This is a genomic window from Paenibacillus guangzhouensis (genome assembly GCF_009363075.1).
GTDB lineage: Bacteria > Bacillota > Bacilli > Paenibacillales > Paenibacillaceae > Paenibacillus_K > Paenibacillus_K guangzhouensis.
Map to the genome: position 1 here is coordinate 2,061,839 of NZ_CP045293.1, position 21,770 is coordinate 2,083,608.

Below are 21,770 nucleotides of genomic sequence, written 5' to 3' on the forward strand. Positions count from 1 at the left end.
GTTGTGCTATCTCTTCCCTTTTTGCATTTCATCACATGACTTACACTGGATTGAAATCAAAGGGGGAACTTGTATGAGAAACTTCAAGCATAACTGGAAAAAAATGATGCACAACTATCATATCACGATCCAAATCAGAATGTTTGGCGAGTTGCTAACTAGCTTAACCAGTTCCATGCTTGCGCCTTTTCTACTCTTGTATTTACACGAGAAGCTGGACGGCTCCGTGCTATTACCACTGATGATTGTCGGTCTGCAGCCTCTCACCGAGATTTTTGTGACGATTGCTGGGGGGAGTATCACCGATCGTTATGGGAGAAAACCAATCATTATCATCGCGTTATTCATGCAAGTCATCGCCATGGCAGGATTTATGTTCGCTGAATCTGTCTGGTTATTTGCGAGTCTTTACGTTCTAAACGGCATTGGTCACTCGCTCTATATTCCGGCAGAACGTGCTCAAATTGCCGATGTTGTCCCCGATGAGAAACGGGCTGAAATGTATGGCATATTAAACACATTGAGTTATGTAGGTCAAGGCCTTGGTCCGCTGCTAGGGATGCTGGTATTTGCTTATGAACCCGCTCTCGCATTTGGATTGCAAGCCTGCTCGCTGCTCCTCTATCTCATCGTATTCTGGAAGATGATCGATGAGACAGCGCCTGGCGTCGCACCAACACATGACATGATAAATGATGATCGAACCGCTCCACGTGTCGATGACCATTCGCGATCTATTGTGGAACGAACAAAGCGGTATCTATTCCAACACCAACACGTGTTTCTCTTAATGCTGTGTGCATTGCCGATCAGCTTCTTCTATGCGCAGACAGAGACGACGTTTCGGTTACATGCGCAATCCGTCTTTACAGATTACTTGACCGTCATCGCGATTCTTGCAACGGTAAAGGCATGTCTCTCCGTCGCATTGCAAATCTGGCTCATTCGAGTAACAGAGCGATTCTCGCTCTTATCGATCATGCTCATCACCTGTCTCTGTTATGTCATCACGTCATTGATTTATGGGTATTCCACCCTATTATGGCCATTGCTAGCAGCACAAGTAACGATGACCATTGGCGAAAGCTTAGGACTGACACGATTACAGCAGTATGTTGCAGGCATTGCCCCGCCGACACATCGCGGAATATATTTCTCTATTCATGGTACGCACTGGGATATCTCCCGAACGATTGGACCTTTGCTAGGCGGGATCCTATTCGTGCAAGCAGGAGGTGCTGTCGTATTCGCAATAACTGCTCTGTTATTAACTCTTTCATATTTCTCCTATCGCTTTGTGTTGAATCGACATGTGTCGTCACATCAAGCTTGAAATTGCAGTTGAAATATAAAAAAGCCTGGAATCCCAGGCTTTTTTATTGCATCATAACGATTACTTTTCTTACTGCTGCAGCTGCATCAAAATTTGAGGGTCTTTGATTTTCGTATCCTCAGCAAGCAGGACGATCTTCGATAAAATCTCCGCCGTCTTCGGATCTTCATCAATAAATGGCAGGAAGATTCGGCCCCGATGCTGCGAGTGAACCGGAATAATATGCAGGGCTCCTGTCGCTTGCTTGTAAACCATGCCGCTGCCGAGATGAACCGCGAATTCGCCGAGGCTTCCATCGATACGCGCATAATTCCCATCAAGTCGTACATTCGTCAGCTTCAGTAACCGCAGGGACTCCCGTACGATTGCTTGACGCACTTCGACCGTCGTGAGGCTTGCTTCCGGATCGACGCCGCCGACATGGGCAACACTCACCACAAGATCCACGTCTCGCATGACTTCTGAAAACAACATCGACGGAACTTGATCAATCGAAACTGGCTTGTATGTCGTTCGATCCCTGAATTGAATCGCTTCAAGTGTGGGCGCTTCCGTATCGGATGGCGAGAACCAATCGGCTAACGCATGTAAGCTAACGATCAAATTCTCCGCATAGAATACCTTCTGCAATCCTTCCTCATAGCTAACCGTCCACTGTCTGCCTTTGAGCAGCGCGACAGTCTTCTTAGGCTGTACCTGATAGCCCGCGTAACGACGTGAGAGCGTTGCATGAGCAAGCTCATCCGCATTCGGTACGTACAGCTCTCGGAAGACTTGTTTGAACGGTTGACGCAGCTCTCGGTCGAACAAGTCACGCTGGAAGCTGCTCCATTGGCCACTGGCATACAAATGCACGGGATGGGCAATCAGTAGTTCGTCTTCATCCGTTAATCCGACTAGCTTACCAGAAGGAGCGCGAAGCGATTCAATGTCTCCATCGTAATAACCGAGATGATCGCCAAGCTTCAATACGAGCGATCGGATCAGAGGACGAATGACAGGATTACCATCAAGACCAGCCAACTCCCTGCCGGTAAACGTGTTTCCGAGCTCCATGGAACGTTCCAGTTCCTGGCGCGCTCTGCGATATTGTTCGGCTAGCTCCGATTTTAATTCTTTCAGCGTAAGGAGATAGTCATCTTTCTTATATTTGGCTGGCACAGATTTCAGTTCTTTGCCCTTGCGGATGATCTTAATCTCCGACTGGCCTTCCGCATCCACGACTAACTGCATTCTCGTCTCCTCGTCGAGTGCGTACGGTTCGAAGTAGGATTTCATTTCATCCACTTTGCGGGCTTCCATATCCCACTTCAGTCGAGTCACGTCGCGATATCCTGCATTTCGAGCCAAATTATCCAGGGCAATCTGAGCTGCGATGCCTTCGCTCGCACGCCGCTGGGCACCGAATTTCTTGCTCTGCAGGAGGAATTGTTGAATGAAATCATACCGTTGCCGCAAATCCAGCTCGCGATTCGATTGAAAAGGAATCAAGCTGTAGCTTAGCAAATGATCCTTGTTCCGCTTGTCAGCAGCGGACGATTGCATCGTCTCCAATGCGAGCTTGCCAAGCGTGGCATCGGCGAATAACTGCGATCGACGATGGTTCGCGCCTGCCGAGATGTACTTCGCGCACTCGTAGAGCAGATGGAATCGCTCCTCGCCTAGCGTCTCATAGGCCTCCCGGAACCACCGAATGTCAAAGGCGCCATCATTGAAGTCCTGCGGTGTGATTGGCGAATAATGAGCAACGACCGTTTCTTTCTCTGCGGAGAAGGACTCATTGATGTGCGCATGGAAATACCAAGCCGCACTGCGTAATCCTTGCCAGCCCAAATACTCAGCTACGATGTCAATCCATTGCGGCGCATACATCGCCGCCTCCAGCAGTTTCTTCTCCGTGATTTCAGGTTGCCCTTGAAGCAGCTTACCGAGCAAGGCTGCATCTTCGCCCGTGCGTGGATGGCAATGTTTCAGCAAATGGCTGAAGGCTTCTTTTTTCGTCAAGCTGCTGTTGTAGCTATAGATATATCCGCGTACGAACGCATCTTTGTCGAGTCCCGCCAACAATCGAACCCAGTACGCCATACCTTCGAATCGTTGAAGCCGTGTCACGTACGGCGTCACGTCGGTCGCAAGATCGCCTCGCGACAATTCGATGCTGACGATCCGATCGACCACCGTATTCCGAATGGCGAGCAACGGGGGACGATCCTGTAGCGTACCAAAGGTCGATGACGTGAAGGCCCATAAATAGCTGCTGCTATCTTCGCCGCCGAGCAGCGCTTTGTACATCTCCGCTTCCCCGATGAGCCCTTGCTCAAAGGCGCGGATGCGTTCATCGAACAGATAGGATGAACCGCTACCCGGTTCGTTCACGAACTGATCGAAGGCGAACACGGTGCGATAGAACGCTCGGAATGACGCATCGTCAAATACACGTAGACGCCCCATTTGCAACCATGGCTTCGCAAGGATCTGGAACATAGCCGATACGTTGACTTGATCCTGCGATTGCGCCGCTTGCATCAGTTTATATACGGCTAGTTCCGTATATGAGAATGTCTCCTGGCTGCTGCTATCGTAGAAGTAGGCTTGAAGCAACTGTCTTACTTGATGTTTGTACGTCAGCTTGCCCAGCGCATGCTGTATTTCCATTACGTGATCTAAAGGATAAATCTGTTCGATGAACGTCTTACGCGCGCCCTCCAGCAGCTTGTGCTTTTGGAGCTCGTCATAATCCATCTCATCAGAGAAGTAGCTGTAGAAATTGTCCAATGTATTGTTCAAATTCGGTAATCCCGAGCAGTAATAGAGCTGCATCAGACTATGGGCGTTCAATCCACTTCCCTCTAAGTACGTCCGCCATTCCTCGTGAAGCGGATAACGTTCCAGATGGGAGCTTAGCTCATTGTCTTTGGCATATGGTTTCAACTCTCGTAAATTCGTTCCGATCAAGAGCGTATCTTTATACCCGGAATAGTACTCCGAGACGTATTCCACGTCGCGATGGTGGTGCACGAGCTCATCCAACCCTTGAATAAATCTCTGAATGTCTTCTAGTGACAGGGTGAATATGTCCTTCTGGAACGAGAACAAATCTGTATCGATCTGCTCTAGGAGCCACGCTTCCGTCGCATTCGGATCATATAAACCAAAACCATCTGCCCTACTCGTTCCGCCTTGTTGATCCAGCTTATCGAGCAAAGCCTTTTCTTTCGCGGTCGGCTTCGTCATTCGTTCCGTTAAAGGACGTAAACGTTCAAATTGTTCTGTACGCGACTTGTCCTTGTACACTTCAACGATAATCTCAAGTCCGCCCAACCGCTGCAGTTCATTCTTTGCTTGCAGTAGATGTGTCAACGATGTCACGAGCTTTGGTTCCGGCTGGTGCAGCAGCGCTTCGATTGTACTCTGTCTAAGTGTGCCGGTCTTCAGCTTCAACAGCTCCTCTAGCGGCTGGACTTCTTCTTCTGTCAGCTGCATCTTCTTGATTTGCTCAAGCGCGTGCTCACGGTTTCTCATGCTCTTATCCGACAAGCTCTCGATAATGAACGAGCGGATGATGGGATTCGATTTATCACAGGCAAAATGCTCAAGGATCGCGCCACGTTGATCCGGACTCAGCTTTTCTTTGCGGGAAATGAGGTTCGCTATCCAGTTGCTGTCCATATCATAGGCCGTGAGATACAGCATTTTCTGCACAGGGAGGTCGGAATTGTACTGAACGTAGACAAAATCGAGCACCTTAGACGGGGCAGCATATTCTTTCTCCATGCCGTCAAACATCGTAAGCAGCAGTTCAAAATCGCGTTCCCGCACCTGTTTGTCTTCAAGCGCATCGATACGTTCGAACGTAATCGTTGGCCCCTCCGCCTCCGTTCCCGGCCTACGCCAAACGGATTGATAGTAACCATAATAGTTCGACAATACCCAATATTGCAGCTCAGGATCGACTTCATTCAGATGATCTCTAGCAATACGCAGTCGAAGATCACGGTTCTGACTATTGTTCAGCACATACAGAGCGACAATCTTCTGGTGACGTTGTCCTTGCTTCATCAAGCGCTCAATCTGTTCAAATACATCCTGCTCCTCGTAGACGGCAGTGGCCCACAGCGCGATGTAAATTTCATTCGCGTTGCTGCTGGCAAGCCATGCTTCACGCGTATCAGATTCAATTAAGGCCTGGTACAACTGACGGATCACTTGTCCTGCCACGCGCTGATTAGCTGCTTCCAAACCGATCCCTGTCCACACACCAACCGCGCGGACAACAGAGCTGTAACGTATGTAACCTTCATCAACGATAAGCTTCAACATATACAGATAAGCCGTGAGCGTTCCTTCATCCATTCGCTCGACAATACTCTGGCGAAGACCTTCTTGCAGCCGCGCGGCGATCAACAGCTCGCCCATCATCCGATACATGTCATCCTGATGGCTCATGAAGATACCTTTTATCATCTCGTTACGCAGCAGAGCTGTCTGGTTGTCGCCGTAGACGATTGTGTGCAAGGCATCACGTACTTCTGAGTTGCCCCTGTCCAGTTCATAACTAATCACATCCGCAATCACGTGATTAAGCTGATAAGAATTCGGCGTCGTATCATCTGCTTTGGTTAAATATGCATCGAGTCTGAAGGAACAACGATCCATAATTAGGAGCGAGACAGCCTTCTGAATGATGGTCTCCTTATGTAATTCTAAATCAGCAGTGCGATATGGACGGCGCGCATAACCTCTCGCATATGGATATTCCGTGGCATGTTGAATGATATATCGGAGTACATTACCCTGATCATTGCCAAGCAGGTGATCCATCACACGGATTAGCGGCTCGAACCGTCGCTCGGACTCATCCCCTGCCTTATGCTGTAACCATGCTGCGCATTCGTTCAACTCATCCCGATCAATATATCGCTTATGACTCAGTCCAACGAGCAGCTTGGCAAGTGGTAACAGGGGCTCGTCAATTCCCTCGATCCGGACAAGGATCATGGCATCATACTCTCGTTCCTGCTCTTCATTTCTCATCGATTAATCTCCTCTCACCAGAAGCTTCCGGCTAACATTGTAAACCGGATTAGCGCAATTTCATCATCTTCCTGCAGGGTAAGCGGTTCATCTAACGACTCCACTTCGGAATCCCCAATGAATACGCGATACAAACCGTCTTCGAAGGCCAGGATCGCCGTTGCAATCGCTCCGGACATATCTGGTATACCTTCATGGTAGATCGCACCAAAACCTACTTTACCATGCTCCGCACGCTCCTCTACTTCCCTCTCACTCAAATACGGGACGATGGAGAGCTGTTGCTGTCGCTCCTGCAGCCCACGAACGTTCCACTCGACAAGAGCTGTAATGAATTCCCTTAATGTCTGAGGCAAGTGAGGCAGTTCGACAGGGAGTCGTGTAAGGGCATTTTTGCGTTTGCCGATGCTCTTGACGGTAATTGCTACACGCATCGCTCATTCCCTCCTATCACTGGACGCGGTTTGTCGAACCACCATCCCCATTTGCATTAAATCATCAACGACTTCCTGAACTTGTCGATTCGGATTTAACGCTGTAATCCAACGTGTTTCAACTTGGATGGCATTATACATCTCACTGACAATGTCTAATGACAGTGGTTCCGATTGATCGAAATAATCTTCGGCCCATTCCTTATAATCTTGAGGTGAACCATGAAGATAACCTAGCAGATAGCTCGCGCCACCATCACGCTCACGCTCGTCTACGGTATGGATTCCTGCCCACTCGCCGCAGTGCCAGTTGGTATCACCCTTTAACCGCCATAGGCAGCATGTTACATCTTCAACTTGTAGCTCTTCTTGATGATCTCGAAGATGAGAATACAGCGTTTCTGGCACTTCTTCATACATCCCAGGCCAGACTTCTCCGTCCTCCCGCGCATGCGGGCTAAGCGGCGATTCATGATCGAATCCTTTGATGAGAACGCCAGTCTCCGCGAACAAGACATAGAGGTGGTCACCCGCTCCATTCTCGATCACACCCAGATCCAAGTCAGGCATCCAAGCATGCTCATATCGGTGAACACGAAGCCAGTCTTCATCACACAATATGGTATCGAGCGCGGCCAGACTTCTCATCCGTGTTCTCAATAGCTCCGGTTCTGGTACTTCTATACGTATCCAACAAGTCATCGTATCTCTCCCCCTGTATGTGATGCTTTCTTCATTACGCGACTACACTGCAACCCAACTAGATTTCATTATAAATGACCAACTTGTGTAAGTATGCGGACTAATTACCTACTTTCTCCAGTGAAATGCATCAAAAGGATGAACAATACATCCTGATTCCTGATTCCAAATTAAAAAGGAGCCCGACGATGGGTACTCCTTCGCATTCACATCTATGACTCTTGTTCAACTTGAAGTGATTGTACGAGACAAGCGGATGAACCGCTGCAACCCTTCCCTAAGCTGTATTTCGTTTAAATAAGAATAACTCATGCGAATCCATGTCTTCATTTCTCGGAGCGGATCGAAAATCGTTCCCGGGACGAACGTAATAGATTCCGCCATACTCTGACCGAGCAGTCGATCGATCGGCATAGATTCTGGTAGTTTAATCCATAAATTAAACCCGCCAGTAGGTGAGCTCCATTCCCAGCCTGTCTCGGACAGCTCTTCTTCCATGATGTCTCTGCGGATCGACAGTGCCGTTCGAAGTTTCCCCATATGCTGCTGCATTCGCTCGGAGAAGAAATAATGCAGGAAAATTTTCTGGTTCAATAGCGGCGCCCCGTTATCAGACAACGACTTGGCTTTGATCAAATAAGTGATGATGCTTGGGCGGCATGCGATCATCGCAATACTCAAGCCAGGAGCAATATACTTGCTGAAGCTGCGAATGTATATCGTGTATCCCGCCGTATCATACGCGAAGAACGGTGGGGGCGGTTCTTGACCGAAATAGATATCCGGACAAGAGTCATCCTCTATTAAGATGCACTGGTACTCTGCTGCCAAATCAACGATCCGCTTGCGCTGCTCTTCAGGAATGGTGTACCCCGTTGGATTGTGGAACGTAGGATTGAGATAGAATAAGCGCGGCTTATATTTCTGCATCAGCTCTTCCAATCGCTCTAGATCATAACCAACAGGATGGATGTCAATGGACACAATGTTCGCCCCCTGCCTTCGGAACACATCAATCGCCGGGCTATAGGTTGGCCTCTCAACCAGCACGGTATCCCGCGGTTTGACCATCACCCTAGCCAGCAGATCGATCGCTTCCTGCGAGCCGGAGGTGATCATGATCTCATCCTTCGTCAAGTCAACGAAGTAACGATCTGTAACATAGCGGCATAACGCTTCACGCAGCTCAACATCCCCTTGCGTGGTTGAATAAGTCCCTAATACTTTGGGATATAGATCGAACACTCTTTTCACATATTCGGAAAAATATCGGTTCGGCAATAGATTCGGGTCCAGTAGAGCCTTGGAAAATTGATAGACCGCATCCACCTGATGAATCTCGGATAGCGAGCTGTCATGAACATAAGCAGAGACGATCGGATCTTGCTGCACGTCGTACGGCAAGCTGCTGTTCGGTTGCACATAATAGCCGGATTTATCTTTGACGTATACTTTGTTGTTCTGCTTCAGCAATTGATAAGCTTTGAGAACCGTTAGACGGTGTATTTGGAATTCGGCCGCCAAGGCACGAATCGAAGGAAGTTTCTCATGCTCCTTCCATTCTCTGCGCCTGATCCGCTCTAGCACATAATCATACACTTGTTCAAACAGTTTATCGGAATGCACATTGGTAAGCGTGTCTCGTCGCATCACGCACCTCCCTTTTACATCATTATAATGAAATTATAACTCATCTGGTCTATATGATGACATCTGTTCTATTCCCCACCCTTTATGATGGAGAAATATTAAGGAGGAATAGACATGATCTTTGTCAATTATTTATTGATGTGCATTGTATTCGGAACGACATTTTTGGCGATCAAAGTGGGGATTGACGCAGGAGCACCGCCTTTCTTCTCAGCTGGTCTTCGTTTTTTGCTTGCGGGTAGTATTCTGCTCGTATACATGGTTATTCGGCGTAAAGCGAAATTCTCGCTACTGCTTCGAAAGGAGATGTTCTTGACGGGAACGGCGCTCACCTTCGGGGTGTTCGCAACGTTATATTGGGCGGAACAATATTTGAGTTCCGGTATCGCAGCGATCCTATCAACGGCGCCGCTTATGATCCTGCTGCTTCAGACTGCCATTGCCCGGCAACGCCTTTCGTTCAGCGCCTTCATAGGTTGTCTCATAGGGACTGCAGGGGTCATACTGCTCCTGCTGCCTGGCTTAACGATCAATTTCAGCCATTTGTGGATGCTTGGATGCGCAGCGGTACTGCTCGGGCAGGTCTTCTATGCCACAGGTGCAGTGTATTCGCGCCGTGTCGTACAACGGTTCCAAGATACATCTCCCATTGCACTGAATGCAGCACAGATGATCTATGGTGGCATACTACTCCTAATCTTATCTGCATTTATGGAAGGAAATCATGTGGACGTGATGTTCACGCCCAAGGCCCTCTTTTCCCTCGGGTATTTGGTCGTCGCGGGTTCCATGATCGGCCATACGATTTTCTACTGGCTCATTGCTAAGACGAATCCCGTGTTCCCGTCTACTTGGCTCTATATTTCCCCATTGGTTGCCCTATGCCTTGGGGCGGCGATTTACGATGAACCCGTCTCGATCCTATCGGTCATCGGTGGAATCACGATCATTATTGGCATCGTTGTCGTCAACTGGGACAATGTAAAGGGACTCGTGTTCAGGAAAAAACACGACTCTAGCCAGGCACGTAAGTCGGCTTGAACCTTCACACGTGATCAATGGAAAATAGAAAAATCCGCGATTACCGCGGATTTTTTCATTGTATGCACTTATTAATGGATTAAATGATTAACCTTATTAATAATTAATAAAATAAACTTTCCATGTCATCGTAGGTAAGTCGCGTAATGTACAGCTACTCATCTATATCATCTCATCTCATACTGTGCGTGATCCATTTTGCACTGCAGACAATGTTAGAGTAGGCGATCAACATAACGATAAGCTGCAATTGTTACCCATAGCAATGTGGTGATCCATAGCAGGATAATGATTGCCCCTACAAACCAGTTCTTCGGTATGCCCTTTAGCAATCGTTCCTCCGCTTGGATCGTACAATCTTTAATGACTGCGAGAGGTATCAATCGAAGTGCAATCGTAATACCAATAGGCACGAGTATGACGTCATCCAAGTAACCTAACACGGGTATAAAATCAGGAATCAGGTCGATCGGACTAAATGCATAGGCTACCACGCAGACGGCCCATAACTTGGCATACCAAGGTGTATGTGGATCCTTATACGCAAAAAAAAGAACAAATACCTTCCCCTTGAGTTGTTTTGCCCAACCTATTAATTTCTTCAGCATGAATCCCTTATTCTCCTTATTCTGTGGCAAGATGCACTTATCATACCACACGAACTTGTCTATAAGCTGTTAATCCTGAAGAGACAATAAAAGAGGCAATCCCTTCAGGATTGCCTCTTTTACTTATACCTCAATGATGATAGGAAGAATGATCGGACGCCTTTTCGTGCGGGCATATAAATATTGCGCTAGCGTGTCTTTGAGCGTCTTTTTCATCACATTCCACTGGCTCTTCTGTTCTTGCTTCATTTTCTCAACCGTCTCAACAACTAGCTGATTAATGTTCTGAATGAGCTCTTCAGAGTCACGTACATAGACGAATCCTCTGGAGATCGTATCGGGACGCGAGAGCAGCTTTCCCTCGATCTTGCTGAGCGTAATGACGACAATCAAGATGCCGTCGGCGGATAATTGGCGGCGATCACGCAGCACAATATTCCCAATGTCGCCAATGCCGAGCCCATCTACTAGCATTTGTCCGGCAGGGATTTGACCTGATTGGCGAGTAACGCCATTAGACGTCTCCACGACATCGCCATTTTTCAAAATGAAGATATTCTCGTGTTTCACACCGACCGCTTCAGCAAGTTCGCGATGCTGATGAAGCATGCGGTACTCGCCATGTATCGGCACGAAATATCGAGGCTTCATCAACGTGAGCATCAGCTTCAACTCTTCTTGACTGCCATGTCCGGATACATGCAGATCACTGCGAGAGCCGTATATAATTTTCGCGCCAAGTTCATATAAGTTATCTACAATTCGAGCCACGTTCCGTTCATTACCCGGAATCGGATTGGCTGCGATGATGACGAGATCCCCTGCTTCGACTTTCATCTGTCGTTGGGACGAGCTTGCTAGTCTAGCCAAAGCTGCCATCGGTTCCCCTTGACTGCCGGTACAGAGCACGGCAATTCTCTCGGGAGGCAGATTTCTCGCTTCATCGGTATCAATGAGCATGCCGGAAGGGATGTTCAAATACCCTAGCTCTTGCGCAACCGACACGACATTCAGCATGCTTCGTCCGAGCAAGGTAAGCTTACGGTTCGTATGTACGGCAGCATCTACAACTTGCTGGATACGATACACATTTGACGCAAATGTTGAGATGAATACTCTCCGATCTGCTTGATTAAAAGCTTCTTCGATGTGGGCTCCAACAAGACGCTCGGAAGGCGTGAATCCTGGACGTTCTGCATTCGTGCTCTCGGACAGGAGGATGTGTACCCCTTTCTTACCTATATCTGACATGCGGTGCAAATCAGGGTATTGTTTGTTCACAGGTGTCATATCAAATTTGAAATCACCTGTATGAACAATCGTTCCTTCCGGAGTGTCAAATACAATCCCGAGGCAATCCGGTATACTATGGTTCGTAGGAAAGAAAGAGCATTGAATCGCGCCAAATGCCAACTTCGATGCCGCATCGATTCGGTTCATGTTCGATTCATGCAGGATGCCATGCTCCTTAAGCTTGATCTCAATGAGTCCTAAGGTCAATCGTGAAGCATAGACAGGGATTTGTATCTGCTTCAACAAGTACGGAATTCCTCCAATATGATCTTCATGTCCGTGAGTCACAATGATGGCTCGTACTTTGTCTTGATTGGATAACAGGTAACTTATATCCGGAATGATCAAGTCAATCCCGAGCAGACTCTCATCCGGGAATTTCGACCCGCAATCGATAACGACGATGTCATCGCCATATTGTACAACATACATGTTCTTGCCGATTTCATTTACGCCGCCTAATGCTGTAATCCATAGACGGTTACTATTTTCTGTCATGATGAACCCCCGTCATTTGCTGTATTGTCATTGTAATCCAACGGCTCTATGTGGATTCATCCCTAGAATGTCCAATTTGATCAGGAAACAACCCAACAAAAATGCGGAACGAAATGCGGTCATCATGCAAAATAAGAAAGGTTAGAAATATAAAAGTAAAATGTAGTATATCGCTTTTATCACTTCTTGTTTCTATACTAGTCTTATAGCGATCGTAAGATAAGGAGGTATTGGGGTACGATGAAGCTACATATTACGTATGATCATCCGATTCCGATTAATGTTTTTGAATGGACGCCTGCAAGCTATCGTCAGACCCCCCATGTACATACGAGTCTTGAGATTGGTCTGTGTCTGTCAGGTCAAGGATTCTTTTATTTCGGCACAAAAAGGTATCCCGTAAGGGCAGGCGATATCTTCTTAGTCAATAATATGGAACGGCACATCGCACAATCCGACCCGGATGATCCGAGCCACTATCTGTTCATCAACTTTGATGCTGCCATGCTGCTTGCGGAGGAACCTGAGTTACTGCTGCCATTTTCTTATTCTTCCACACATTTTTGTAATCATATTACAGCGGATTCACCTCTGGCACGGCAGCTTGCCCATTGGATTCATGCCATCGCGGAGGAGCTGCATCAGAAAGCTCCAGGTTATCTGGCTCTGGCCAAAAGCGCACTCATTCAACTATGCGGACACTTACTTCGTCATAACCGTGGTCTGCTTACGGATGATGAACGCCAGTCCATGGTACAATCCATTCGTCACAGTCAATCACTCGCCGCGTTAGTAGAACAACGACATCGCGAGCCAATTCATCTGGCCGAATTGGCTGATGAGCTCGGATTAAGTGTCTCTCGCGTTAGCCGGGCATTCCTAGAAACAACGGGCTACCGATTTAATGAATATGTCTCGCTGCTGCGTATTCAGTCAGCCAAACATGATTTAATAAGCACCGATAAAGCCATTACCCAAATTGCGTTCGAGTGTGGCTTTCAGAGCTTACCCACCTTCTATCGCGTGTTTAAAACGATCGTAGGCACGTCTCCGAACGTATACCGGGATTCGATGGGGTTCCTAGTATAAGTGCTCCAATTCATCGATCAGTGATCCGACATAATCGGCCGCACTACGAATCGGAGCGGGCTGCGACATATCGACTCCCGCCAATTTCATCAATTCGAGCGGACTCGCTGATCCCCCAGTCTTTAAGACGTCGAGCCAGCGCTCTACAGCAGGCTGCCCTTCTTCTCGGATGAGCTTGGCAACGGCCGTCGAAGCCGTAAGTCCAGCCGCATACGTATAAGGATACAGACTCATGTAATAATGTGGTTGACGCATCCATGTTAACTTCGCATGCTCATCTATCACAACATCCTCTCCCCAGAAGGAGGACAGAATTTTACCTTTCAACTCGCATAATTTTACAGCCGTAATCGGAACATGATTCATGGCCAGATCATAAACTTGACGCTGCAGCTCACCTTCGAGCAAATGCGTGACGTAATTATGGTAATACGTACCAAGCAGCTGCGTAATCACCCATCGACGCATTCTCGGATCGCCCGAACGTGCTAGCAGATGTTCAGCCAGCAGAAGTTCGTTCATCGTTGAAGGTGCCTCGATGAAATAGAGCGAAGGTCTCGCGTTCGTGAGTCGCTGATATTTGTGCGCTAGCATCAGATGACCGGCATGCCCAACTTCATGCGCCAGCGTAAAAGCACCTCTCATGCTATTGGCCCAGCTGATCAGAATATAGGAATGCACACCAGGGATGGACATGCAGAATGCCCCCGTGCGCTTCCCTGCGTTATCGGCATAATCGACCCATCTTTTGTGAAAGGCATCCGACACGATCTCCCCATACTCCGGTCCAAGGATACGTAATGCATCTTGAATCAAGTCACCCGCTTCCTCGAACGTGATGCCAGGACTGAAATCGGGATCCAAAGGGGCCTTCAAGTCCGCGAACGTCATCTCGTCTAATTGCAGTACACGTTTCTTGATCGCTGCATATTTGCGCATATGTGGTGCCAACTCTTCCTGCAAGATATCAAGAATGTTATGATACATTTCCTTCGTAACCTGATGCGGCTCTAACAGCATGTCTGTGACGGAATCATAGCCACGAAGCTGAGATTCAATAACCTGACGCTTCACTTCAGTACTATAGGTTTCTGCGAATGTATTGCGGTATTTGTATAATGTCTCACTAAAGGTCTTGAACGAATTCCGGCGCAGCGCTGTATCGGGAGATTCTACGTATTTGTTCTCATATAAAGCGAAAGACACAGGCACATCTGCCCCATGACCGTCCTTCGTAGATGGGAACGTCATATCTGCCAGCTTGCTCCGCTCGTAGATCCGATATGGTGATCCTAATACTTCACCCAACGAAGCTAGTATTTTTTCTGTCTCCGCTGATAGTCTGTGCGGCTTAGCCTTTAGCAGCAACCCCAGACTACGTTCAAATACACGAAGTTCGGGCTGCTCTTGGATGAATTGATCAATCGTTCCGTCAGGCAGCGAGATGATCTCGGATTTCACGAACGATAATGCCGAACTGATTCGTGATGCAGCATCACGTGATCTCGATGCGTTCATCTGATTGTCCGGATTAATGCTATCACCCGATTGATGCAGATGGGCATAAGCAGTAACGCGTTGAACTCGGGACAGCAGCTCTTCTTGTGCATTGAGACAAGCTAGCAGCGTATTCGCCCCCTCGCGAAGCTTGCCTTCGTATTGCGTCACCGTAACGATATCTTGTTGAACGGCATTTAACTCTTCTTCCCATGCTTCTTTCGTACCGAATATATCCTCTAAATTCCATGTGGATGCCGTATCCACTTCCGATCGGGTTAAAATTTTCGACATGCTCGAGTGCACCTCTCTCGTATGATTATAGGAATTCAATTTATGATTGCTCTAACTCTTTTTTTTGTCGTAAATGATGGCGGAAATGCATTTCAACAAGATCATACCATTCTCTCGCATTCAGCCAACCGAAGCCGTCATGTTTTACTTTGAATTTCGGATTGATCGCTTCGACAATCGTTTCCAACTCTCGCAGACGCTGCATGACTTGGTCGAGCCTAAGCACGATATCTTCTATGCGATCCGTATTATTGGGCGGGGCATTCAGCTCAGCAGGCAACTTGATTTTGATTGGAGGAAATCCACCAAGTTGGAATAACCGCTCACCAAAGGACGTCTTCCCGAGCTCTTGCTCTTCCACTTCATCCGCACATGCTTCGGCTTGATCCAGATACTCATGAGCAACGACAATCAAGTGGTCGTACATTTGCCCGATAGACCATACCCCATCGGAGGTAATTCGACTCAGTTGATCTTGTGAATAATGCTGAACATCATTTTGATACGCTTGAATCAATGGGATAGCATTCGATTGACTTACACGCCCCTCATGCCATACACGCTCCCAGATCTGCTCCACCGTCTCTTCAGCTGACAGGTCAGAAGAATCAATCCATAACCCGATACGAGCAGTCTCATGACGAAGACTCTGATCCAGAGCCTGAACTGTCCATCGTCCATAGCCTTTCTTTGGTCGAGCCGCTTCTCTGGATAAGACAGCTTCCTGATTAGGTGTTAAGACGATGACATATAGAGGGCGATTCCGGATCATCGCTACAGTCTCGTGAAGCATATCACCTAGAATGACATCCTGCAGAACAACATTAAACCCTGCTTCATAGTAAGAATCTGCCGCAGTTACGGAGAGTTGGTAGCGTAGACGAAGCTGCCTTATCGCCTCGCCCTCCGAGCCCGGCAGCATTTCCTCTCTCCCACGAATTATCATTTTTCGGAAAATATCACCCCGCAGATGAACGCCTTTGTCAAATTTCTCAGCGAGAAGTTGTGCCACCGTAGACTTGCCAGAAGCCATAATGCCTGTAATCAGAAATATTCCTCTATTCCCCTGTGTTATCAAAGAATATCTCACCTTTCCATTTATGGATTAATTATATCCTAGCAAATGTACCAATAAATAACAAAATCTCACTTCTGTCATTGCTACAGAGGAGTATATTTCCATTTTCGCTCGTGAATACTGTGTAAATCTCTAGAAAAAAGGAGTCCATCCGAGTGGTGCCCGTCTTAGGAATACTCGCCTCAACCATTCTGATCGCCATGATTGAGATCCCTCATCTACTTAAAAATAATTTAACAAGAGAATTATGGATCTTTATGGTATTACTTCTCCTTGGAACGATTGGATGGATTCTGAAGAGTTTGCATCTGTACTTACCGAATCCATTTGATTTGATGATTATCATGTTTAGACCATTTAGTGAACTTCTGTTCGGATTGTTAGAATAGAGGAATGTAGGACGAAGGGAACGAAACCATGCAGCAAGATACCCAAATATCTGCGAAGCAATTTATGATCTTAGTGATGTTGTTTACGATTGGCAGCGCGATATTATTTATCCCATCGGGTCAAGCTGATTACGCGAAACAAAATGCATGGATTTCTTCAATTATCGGGGTCATAGGTGGACTATGTTTTATCCCCTTGTATATCGTTGTAGGAAACTTCTTTCCTCACATGAACCTAATGCAATTGAACGAAGAGCTGCTTGGCAAATGGGTCGGCAAAGCGGTATCGCTCGTATTTCTGTTCTTTTTCTTTATGGCTGGACCCGCTTCGGTGTTGTACTTCGTTGGGAACTTTATGACCACACAAGTAATGCCTGATACGCCTGATACTTCTATTAATATTCTATTTACTATCGTAGTTATCATAGGCGTTTATTTAGGTCTTGAGACGATAGCACGCTCAGCAGAAGTATTAATTCCTTGGTTTGCACTTCTTTTTATTGTCATGGTCATTTTTATATCTCCTCAGATCAAATGGGATGCGGTAAAGCCTATTTTGGGTAATGGCATACACCCCCTCTTATTGCCTGCTTTATCTTTAATTAGCGTCTGTGCGCTTCCTTCGGTCATTCTCTTAATGATATTTCCATCCTGCATCCGTAATCCGATTCAGGCGAGAAAAGCATTTTACACTGGTTATCTGCTGGGCGGGTGCGTCATTACGATCATTGTGGTACTTTGTATCTTCGTCCTTGGCCCTGGGGTTACGTCGAGAAACATGTATCCTAGCTATACGCTGGTCAAACAAATCAATGTCGGCGATTTTCTCGAACGTATTGAAGCTGTCATGGCCATCATGTGGTTTATCTCGTTATATTTCAGGCTGGCGCTATATTGTTATGCCATTGTGATTGGGATCGCACAAGTATTCAATTTGAAGGAGCACCGCTCTCTTATTCTCCCGATTGGACTATTATTAGCCTTATATTCCCTTGTTGTGTATCCGACGACGGATTATGAGATCAGATGGGATACAAGAACATGGATTCCCTATGCAATTACAATCGGGATATTCTATCCGTTACTATTGCTGGGCATGGCTGTTGTTCGCAAAGTCGGCCGATAGTCCGTTAGTGCTCTCACGGATAAGAAAAACCTCTGCAAGGATGCAGAGGTTTTAGTCGCGTCATCTTTAATGTTTTGTTTTCGTTTTTCTGGTGAGGCATAGTAATACACCCAACACATAATAAATGATACTTATTGCAAAGACCTCGTACAAGAGTACGGTGAAGGACGTCGGACCCCACACGCGAACAAATGACCAAGGCGAACCAGAAAATAGTATTTTTGGCATCACAATCGTAACCGTTAAGACTCCAGCTACAATTACCGTATGCAGAATCAATACCAGCAACCTTTTGACATTTAGAGATGTCCGTATCCGTTGTCTGGAAGCCATTTTCCTCACGAGAATTAACGTTGATAAAATGAACATCACTCCGAATCCTCCACCGACGATGCATACGATGGACACGATTTGATCCAGCTTTTGATAAACATCCGTATGGTTGTTCGCTGCCTTCCTCCCTTCCCACAACGCCATCACGCCCTGACCTATATTGGTCGTGTAACTCGTATTCAGATTGGACATGATCGCAACGCCGATTTGGTCATCAGGCTTCATGATGAAATATGAAGTGAAATTGGGATTCTCCCCAGCGTGGAAAACATAGCGTTGATTCTGCTCCTTCATTATCCCCCAACCACTGGCGTAATAAGTATGTTGGTCAAAAGGCGCTACCGTCTGATCGGGGATATGCGATGCTCGGATCACCTCTTGATCGATTGCATGGTTCGAATCGTAACCAAGTTGAACATTCATCCATTTGGCGACATCATTCGCATTGGTGATGAAATACCCCGCAGGTATATTCCCCCGGTATATAGGCGCTGTATAGGGTTGTGCTTGCATAAATCCGATCTTGTGACCCGATGCTACTTCCGTCGATTGCACTTGGTGCCGTCCAACAAAAGAACGATTCATTCCTAAGGGTTCAAGAATCTGCTGCTTCATATACACATCGTAAGGCGTCTTCGTGACCCTCTCGATGACAAGTCCGAGAACATCATAATTAATTGTCGCATATTCAAATGAGCTGCCTGGCTTCCGATTCAGAGGTTGGTCCAGCAACGTCCTTACAGTCAACTCGAGAGCGTTGTCCGCATTGCTCTCCGGAATACGCGTGAGAGAATTCCATGGGATGCCGCTTGTATGATGAAGGAATTGATCGATTGTGATGGTTTGGGGCTCGCCTTGATAGGTGAGTTTTAGCCAAGGGATGTACTTCTGGACATCATCGGAGCGTTGTATTACTCCTTCTTTTTCTAATTGCATAATTGCGAGTCCGGTGAACGCTTTGGAGGTGGATCCGATCTCAAATAGGGTATCCGCTGTTACTGGCTTTTTCGACTGTAGATCCGCATAACCGAATCCTTTTTGATAAACCGTTTTCCCTTTCTCTACGATGACGATCGATAGTCCCGGTATGTGACTTAATTCTTGTTGTTTCTTGACGAACTGTTCAATTTGCTGAATGTTATGACTTGCTTCTGCGCTCGCAGTGCTTGGTGTAAGACCACTAACGGTCAAGAGCACAGCCATGACCATCCAAATTAAGCGTAAAGATGATTTCATAACCGATTCTCCTTGAATAAATTGATACTTCTCATGTAACTATTGCAGGCCACGAAGAAATAAATGGTCTGCATGACCAGATAAATGCCAATGATGACGAAGGAATAGATCCAGTTGGACACCATAAGCAGATTATTCAATGCTTTGAGGGCGAATAACGCATGAAGGATACCAACACAACATGGTGTGAAAAATAGGATGCCGACCTGTGTTACGACGATCTTACGAAGCTCAAATGGCGTCATCCCAATTCGGGTTAGTGCCTGATATTGCTCTTGATCCTGCTGCAAATCCGTGAATAATTTGAAGTAAATTATACTCCCAGAAGCGATGAAGAACAGCAGACTAATAAACACCCCAATGAACATCGTGAGCGCAAGCAGACCTTGCGGATCCGCATATTGCGTCTGGATATCATCGAGCTGAACCGCAAGTCCTAACATATAAATCGTACCTGATGCCGTTAGGATGACGGCGCTTAGGATCGATACCATAAACAACATCCGTGCATTTTCCTTCAGTTTATTGCCAAGCTGCACCAAGACGATCATATTCGTACGACGGTAATACAGCTTCGAATTCCTTGTTAACCAACGAAAGATCAAGACACTGACCTGAGTGAATAGCAGATAAGTCCCGATGATCGACGCGAGTAGAATGAATACAGAGAGTACGATGAAATTCTTCATATCTAAGATGAGAGCCATGCTGTATGCTCCCGCAATACTGAAGATCGCGAGCAGGGCTAGCCATGGTGAATACACCATTTCGCGGTCGGATTTCTTAGCTGGTTGAAGTAAATCGACAATATCAGAATGGCCCACACGAATAACCGTCCCAATTGAGATGAGCGTGAACAATATGAAGAAACCGGCAGCTGTTATCCATAGCGCTTGAAGCGGTATCACGGCTGCAATCGGGTCTTCCATCTTCAGCAGGAGAGCAAGTGCCATAAAAAATGGCTTGCTAAATAGTGCGCCAAGACCGATACCTGCACCGATCGCCGTCACCGCGATACACATATTCTCATAGATAATCAATGTACGAAGCTGCATGCGCGTCATTCCGAATAACGTTAATAGACCGAATTCTTTCCTTCTCGATTTCAGGAATACGGCATTCGAATAGAGAACAAATAGAAACGAGAACATGATAATGATGTACTGGCAGAACAACATCCCTTGTCTTACGCCCGAAGCTCCGATCATTCGACTATTCGTTAGATCTGGATGAAGCGCAAATGCGGTGTACATATAAAAGATCATGACCGAGAACACACTGCTCATAAAAAACGCGCTGTACGAGCGTAAGTTGCCGCGTATGTTGCTAAGGGCGAGCGAACGGAATGTCATTGAAATTTCCTCCCATTACGCTCAACACGTCTAATATTTGTTGGTAAAATATTGGTTGGTTCGATCCGCGCCGAATTTCCGTAAAGATTTTTCCATCCTTAATGAACACGATGCGCCGGCAATAGCTCGCAGTGAACGGATCATGTGTTACCATCAGCACCGTTGCTTGCATTCGTTCATTCAGTGACGTGAGTGACTCCATCACATCCTTGGACGATTTCGAATCCAAATTACCCGTGAGTTCATCAGCTAGCACTAAGGCAGGTTCATGAATAAGAGCTCTTGCTATGGCCGTGCGCTGCTTCTGACCACCGGACACTTCATAGGTACGTCGATCCAATAGATGTTCGATTTGTAACCAAACTGCTAACGGGTGCAGCCTCTCCTCGATGAATTGAGGGGCTATTCCTTCAAGTACAAGCGGTAAAATGATATTCTCCTTAATCGTCAAGGCTTCTAATAGATTAAAATCTTGAAAGATGAAACCAAGATCACGTCTCCTGAAAAGAGCTAGTTGTCTCACGCTAAGCTTATTCGGGTCTACCCCGTTAATTTCGATTGATCCGGACGTTGGGCGATCCATTGCCGCGAGTAAATGAAGCAATGTCGTCTTGCCACTTCCCGATGGACCCATGACCCCAACAAATTCCCCTTCCTCTATCTGTAAATCGATGTCCTCTAATGCTGTACAAATGATATTCCCTTTGGAGCTATATATTTTACTAAGACCTCGCGCGGTTAGCACAGTCATCGTGTGAATTCCTCCTTCCATCATGCTCTCTA

General features: G+C 46.8%; 16 protein-coding genes. 5 read left to right on the forward strand and 11 right to left on the reverse strand.

The window, feature by feature from the left end:
* The first annotated feature begins 73 nt into the window (after nt 1-73).
* Nucleotides 74-1,333, forward strand: coding sequence for an MDR family MFS transporter (locus GCU39_RS09345; protein ID WP_152393262.1), 1,260 nt, complete (start codon nt 74-76; stop codon nt 1,331-1,333).
* A 69-nt stretch (nt 1,334-1,402) separates the two neighbouring features.
* Here GCU39_RS09345 and GCU39_RS09350 read toward each other — a convergent pair whose 3' ends face one another.
* The 4 genes from GCU39_RS09350 to GCU39_RS09365 all read right to left on the reverse strand — a co-directional run bounded on the left by GCU39_RS09350 (nt 1,403) and on the right by GCU39_RS09365 (nt 9,153).
* Entirely contained in the window at nt 1,403-6,367 is a 4,965-nt protein-coding gene (locus GCU39_RS09350) for a DUF4132 domain-containing protein (protein ID WP_152393263.1), read from the reverse strand.
* Nucleotides 6,368-6,381: 14 nt separating this feature from the next.
* Nucleotides 6,382-6,801 (reverse strand): hypothetical protein, encoded by a 420-nt coding sequence (locus GCU39_RS09355; protein ID WP_152393264.1) that lies wholly within the window; start codon nt 6,799-6,801, stop codon nt 6,382-6,384.
* 3 nt (nt 6,802-6,804) lie between these two features.
* Nucleotides 6,805-7,503 (reverse strand): hypothetical protein, encoded by a 699-nt coding sequence (locus tag GCU39_RS09360; RefSeq protein WP_152393265.1) that lies wholly within the window; start codon nt 7,501-7,503, stop codon nt 6,805-6,807.
* Between the two features lie 225 nt (nt 7,504-7,728).
* The gene (locus GCU39_RS09365) at nt 7,729-9,153 is read right to left on the reverse strand and encodes an aminotransferase-like domain-containing protein (RefSeq protein WP_152393266.1); all 1,425 of its coding nucleotides are present in this window, start codon (nt 9,151-9,153) and stop codon (nt 7,729-7,731) included.
* A 114-nt stretch (nt 9,154-9,267) separates the two neighbouring features.
* On the opposite strand from GCU39_RS09365, the gene GCU39_RS09370 reads away from it, so the two are divergent.
* A complete protein-coding gene (locus tag GCU39_RS09370) occupies nt 9,268-10,194 on the forward strand; it encodes a DMT family transporter (RefSeq protein ID WP_152393267.1) in 927 nt (308 codons plus the stop codon).
* A 215-nt stretch (nt 10,195-10,409) separates the two neighbouring features.
* Here the strand turns inward: GCU39_RS09370 and GCU39_RS09375 are convergent, their stop codons facing one another.
* Together GCU39_RS09375 and GCU39_RS09380 are read right to left on the reverse strand one after the other, a co-directional pair.
* Entirely contained in the window at nt 10,410-10,802 is a 393-nt protein-coding gene (locus tag GCU39_RS09375; RefSeq protein WP_152393268.1) for a YkvA family protein, read from the reverse strand.
* Between the two features lie 123 nt (nt 10,803-10,925).
* Nucleotides 10,926-12,593 (reverse strand): ribonuclease J, encoded by a 1,668-nt coding sequence (locus GCU39_RS09380; protein ID WP_152393269.1) that lies wholly within the window; start codon nt 12,591-12,593, stop codon nt 10,926-10,928.
* A 240-nt stretch (nt 12,594-12,833) separates the two neighbouring features.
* On the opposite strand from GCU39_RS09380, the gene GCU39_RS09385 reads away from it, so the two are divergent.
* A complete protein-coding gene (locus GCU39_RS09385; RefSeq protein ID WP_152393270.1) occupies nt 12,834-13,682 on the forward strand; it encodes a helix-turn-helix transcriptional regulator in 849 nt (282 codons plus the stop codon).
* Here GCU39_RS09385 and pepF read toward each other — a convergent pair.
* Nucleotides 13,674-15,473, reverse strand: coding sequence for an oligoendopeptidase F (pepF, locus tag GCU39_RS09390; RefSeq protein WP_152393271.1), 1,800 nt, complete (start codon nt 15,471-15,473; stop codon nt 13,674-13,676). The genes GCU39_RS09385 and pepF overlap by 9 nt on opposite strands.
* A gap of 40 nt (nt 15,474-15,513) precedes the next feature.
* Nucleotides 15,514-16,506, reverse strand: coding sequence for a DinB family protein (locus GCU39_RS32385; RefSeq protein WP_152397161.1), 993 nt, complete (start codon nt 16,504-16,506; stop codon nt 15,514-15,516).
* A gap of 200 nt (nt 16,507-16,706) precedes the next feature.
* Here GCU39_RS32385 and GCU39_RS09400 point away from each other — a divergent pair, with 200 nt between their 5' ends.
* Together GCU39_RS09400 and GCU39_RS09405 are read left to right on the forward strand one after the other, a co-directional pair.
* Nucleotides 16,707-16,940 carry a hypothetical protein gene (locus GCU39_RS09400; RefSeq protein WP_152393272.1) on the forward strand — a complete coding sequence of 78 codons (234 nt, stop codon included), beginning with the start codon at nt 16,707-16,709 and terminating at the stop codon, nt 16,938-16,940.
* Nucleotides 16,941-16,968: 28 nt separating this feature from the next.
* On the forward strand, nt 16,969-18,066 hold the full coding sequence (locus GCU39_RS09405; protein ID WP_152393273.1) for a GerAB/ArcD/ProY family transporter: 1,098 nt from the start codon (nt 16,969-16,971) through the stop codon (nt 18,064-18,066).
* Nucleotides 18,067-18,132: 66 nt separating this feature from the next.
* Here the strand turns inward: GCU39_RS09405 and GCU39_RS09410 are convergent, their stop codons facing one another.
* From GCU39_RS09410 to GCU39_RS09420, 3 genes are read right to left on the reverse strand one after another with little or no spacing between them, the layout of a single operon-like run.
* Nucleotides 18,133-19,635, reverse strand: coding sequence for a serine hydrolase domain-containing protein (locus GCU39_RS09410; protein WP_152393274.1), 1,503 nt, complete (start codon nt 19,633-19,635; stop codon nt 18,133-18,135).
* Complete coding sequence (locus tag GCU39_RS09415; RefSeq protein ID WP_152393275.1) at nt 19,632-20,987, reverse strand: FtsX-like permease family protein; 1,356 nt, start codon at nt 20,985-20,987, stop codon at nt 19,632-19,634. The genes GCU39_RS09410 and GCU39_RS09415 overlap by 4 nt, the downstream gene beginning before the upstream one ends.
* Nucleotides 20,962-21,738, reverse strand: a complete 777-nt coding sequence (locus GCU39_RS09420; RefSeq protein WP_152393276.1) for an ABC transporter ATP-binding protein — start codon at nt 21,736-21,738, stop codon at nt 20,962-20,964. Before GCU39_RS09420 ends, GCU39_RS09415 begins: the two co-directional genes overlap by 26 nt.
* Between the last annotated feature and the right edge of the window lie 32 nt (nt 21,739-21,770).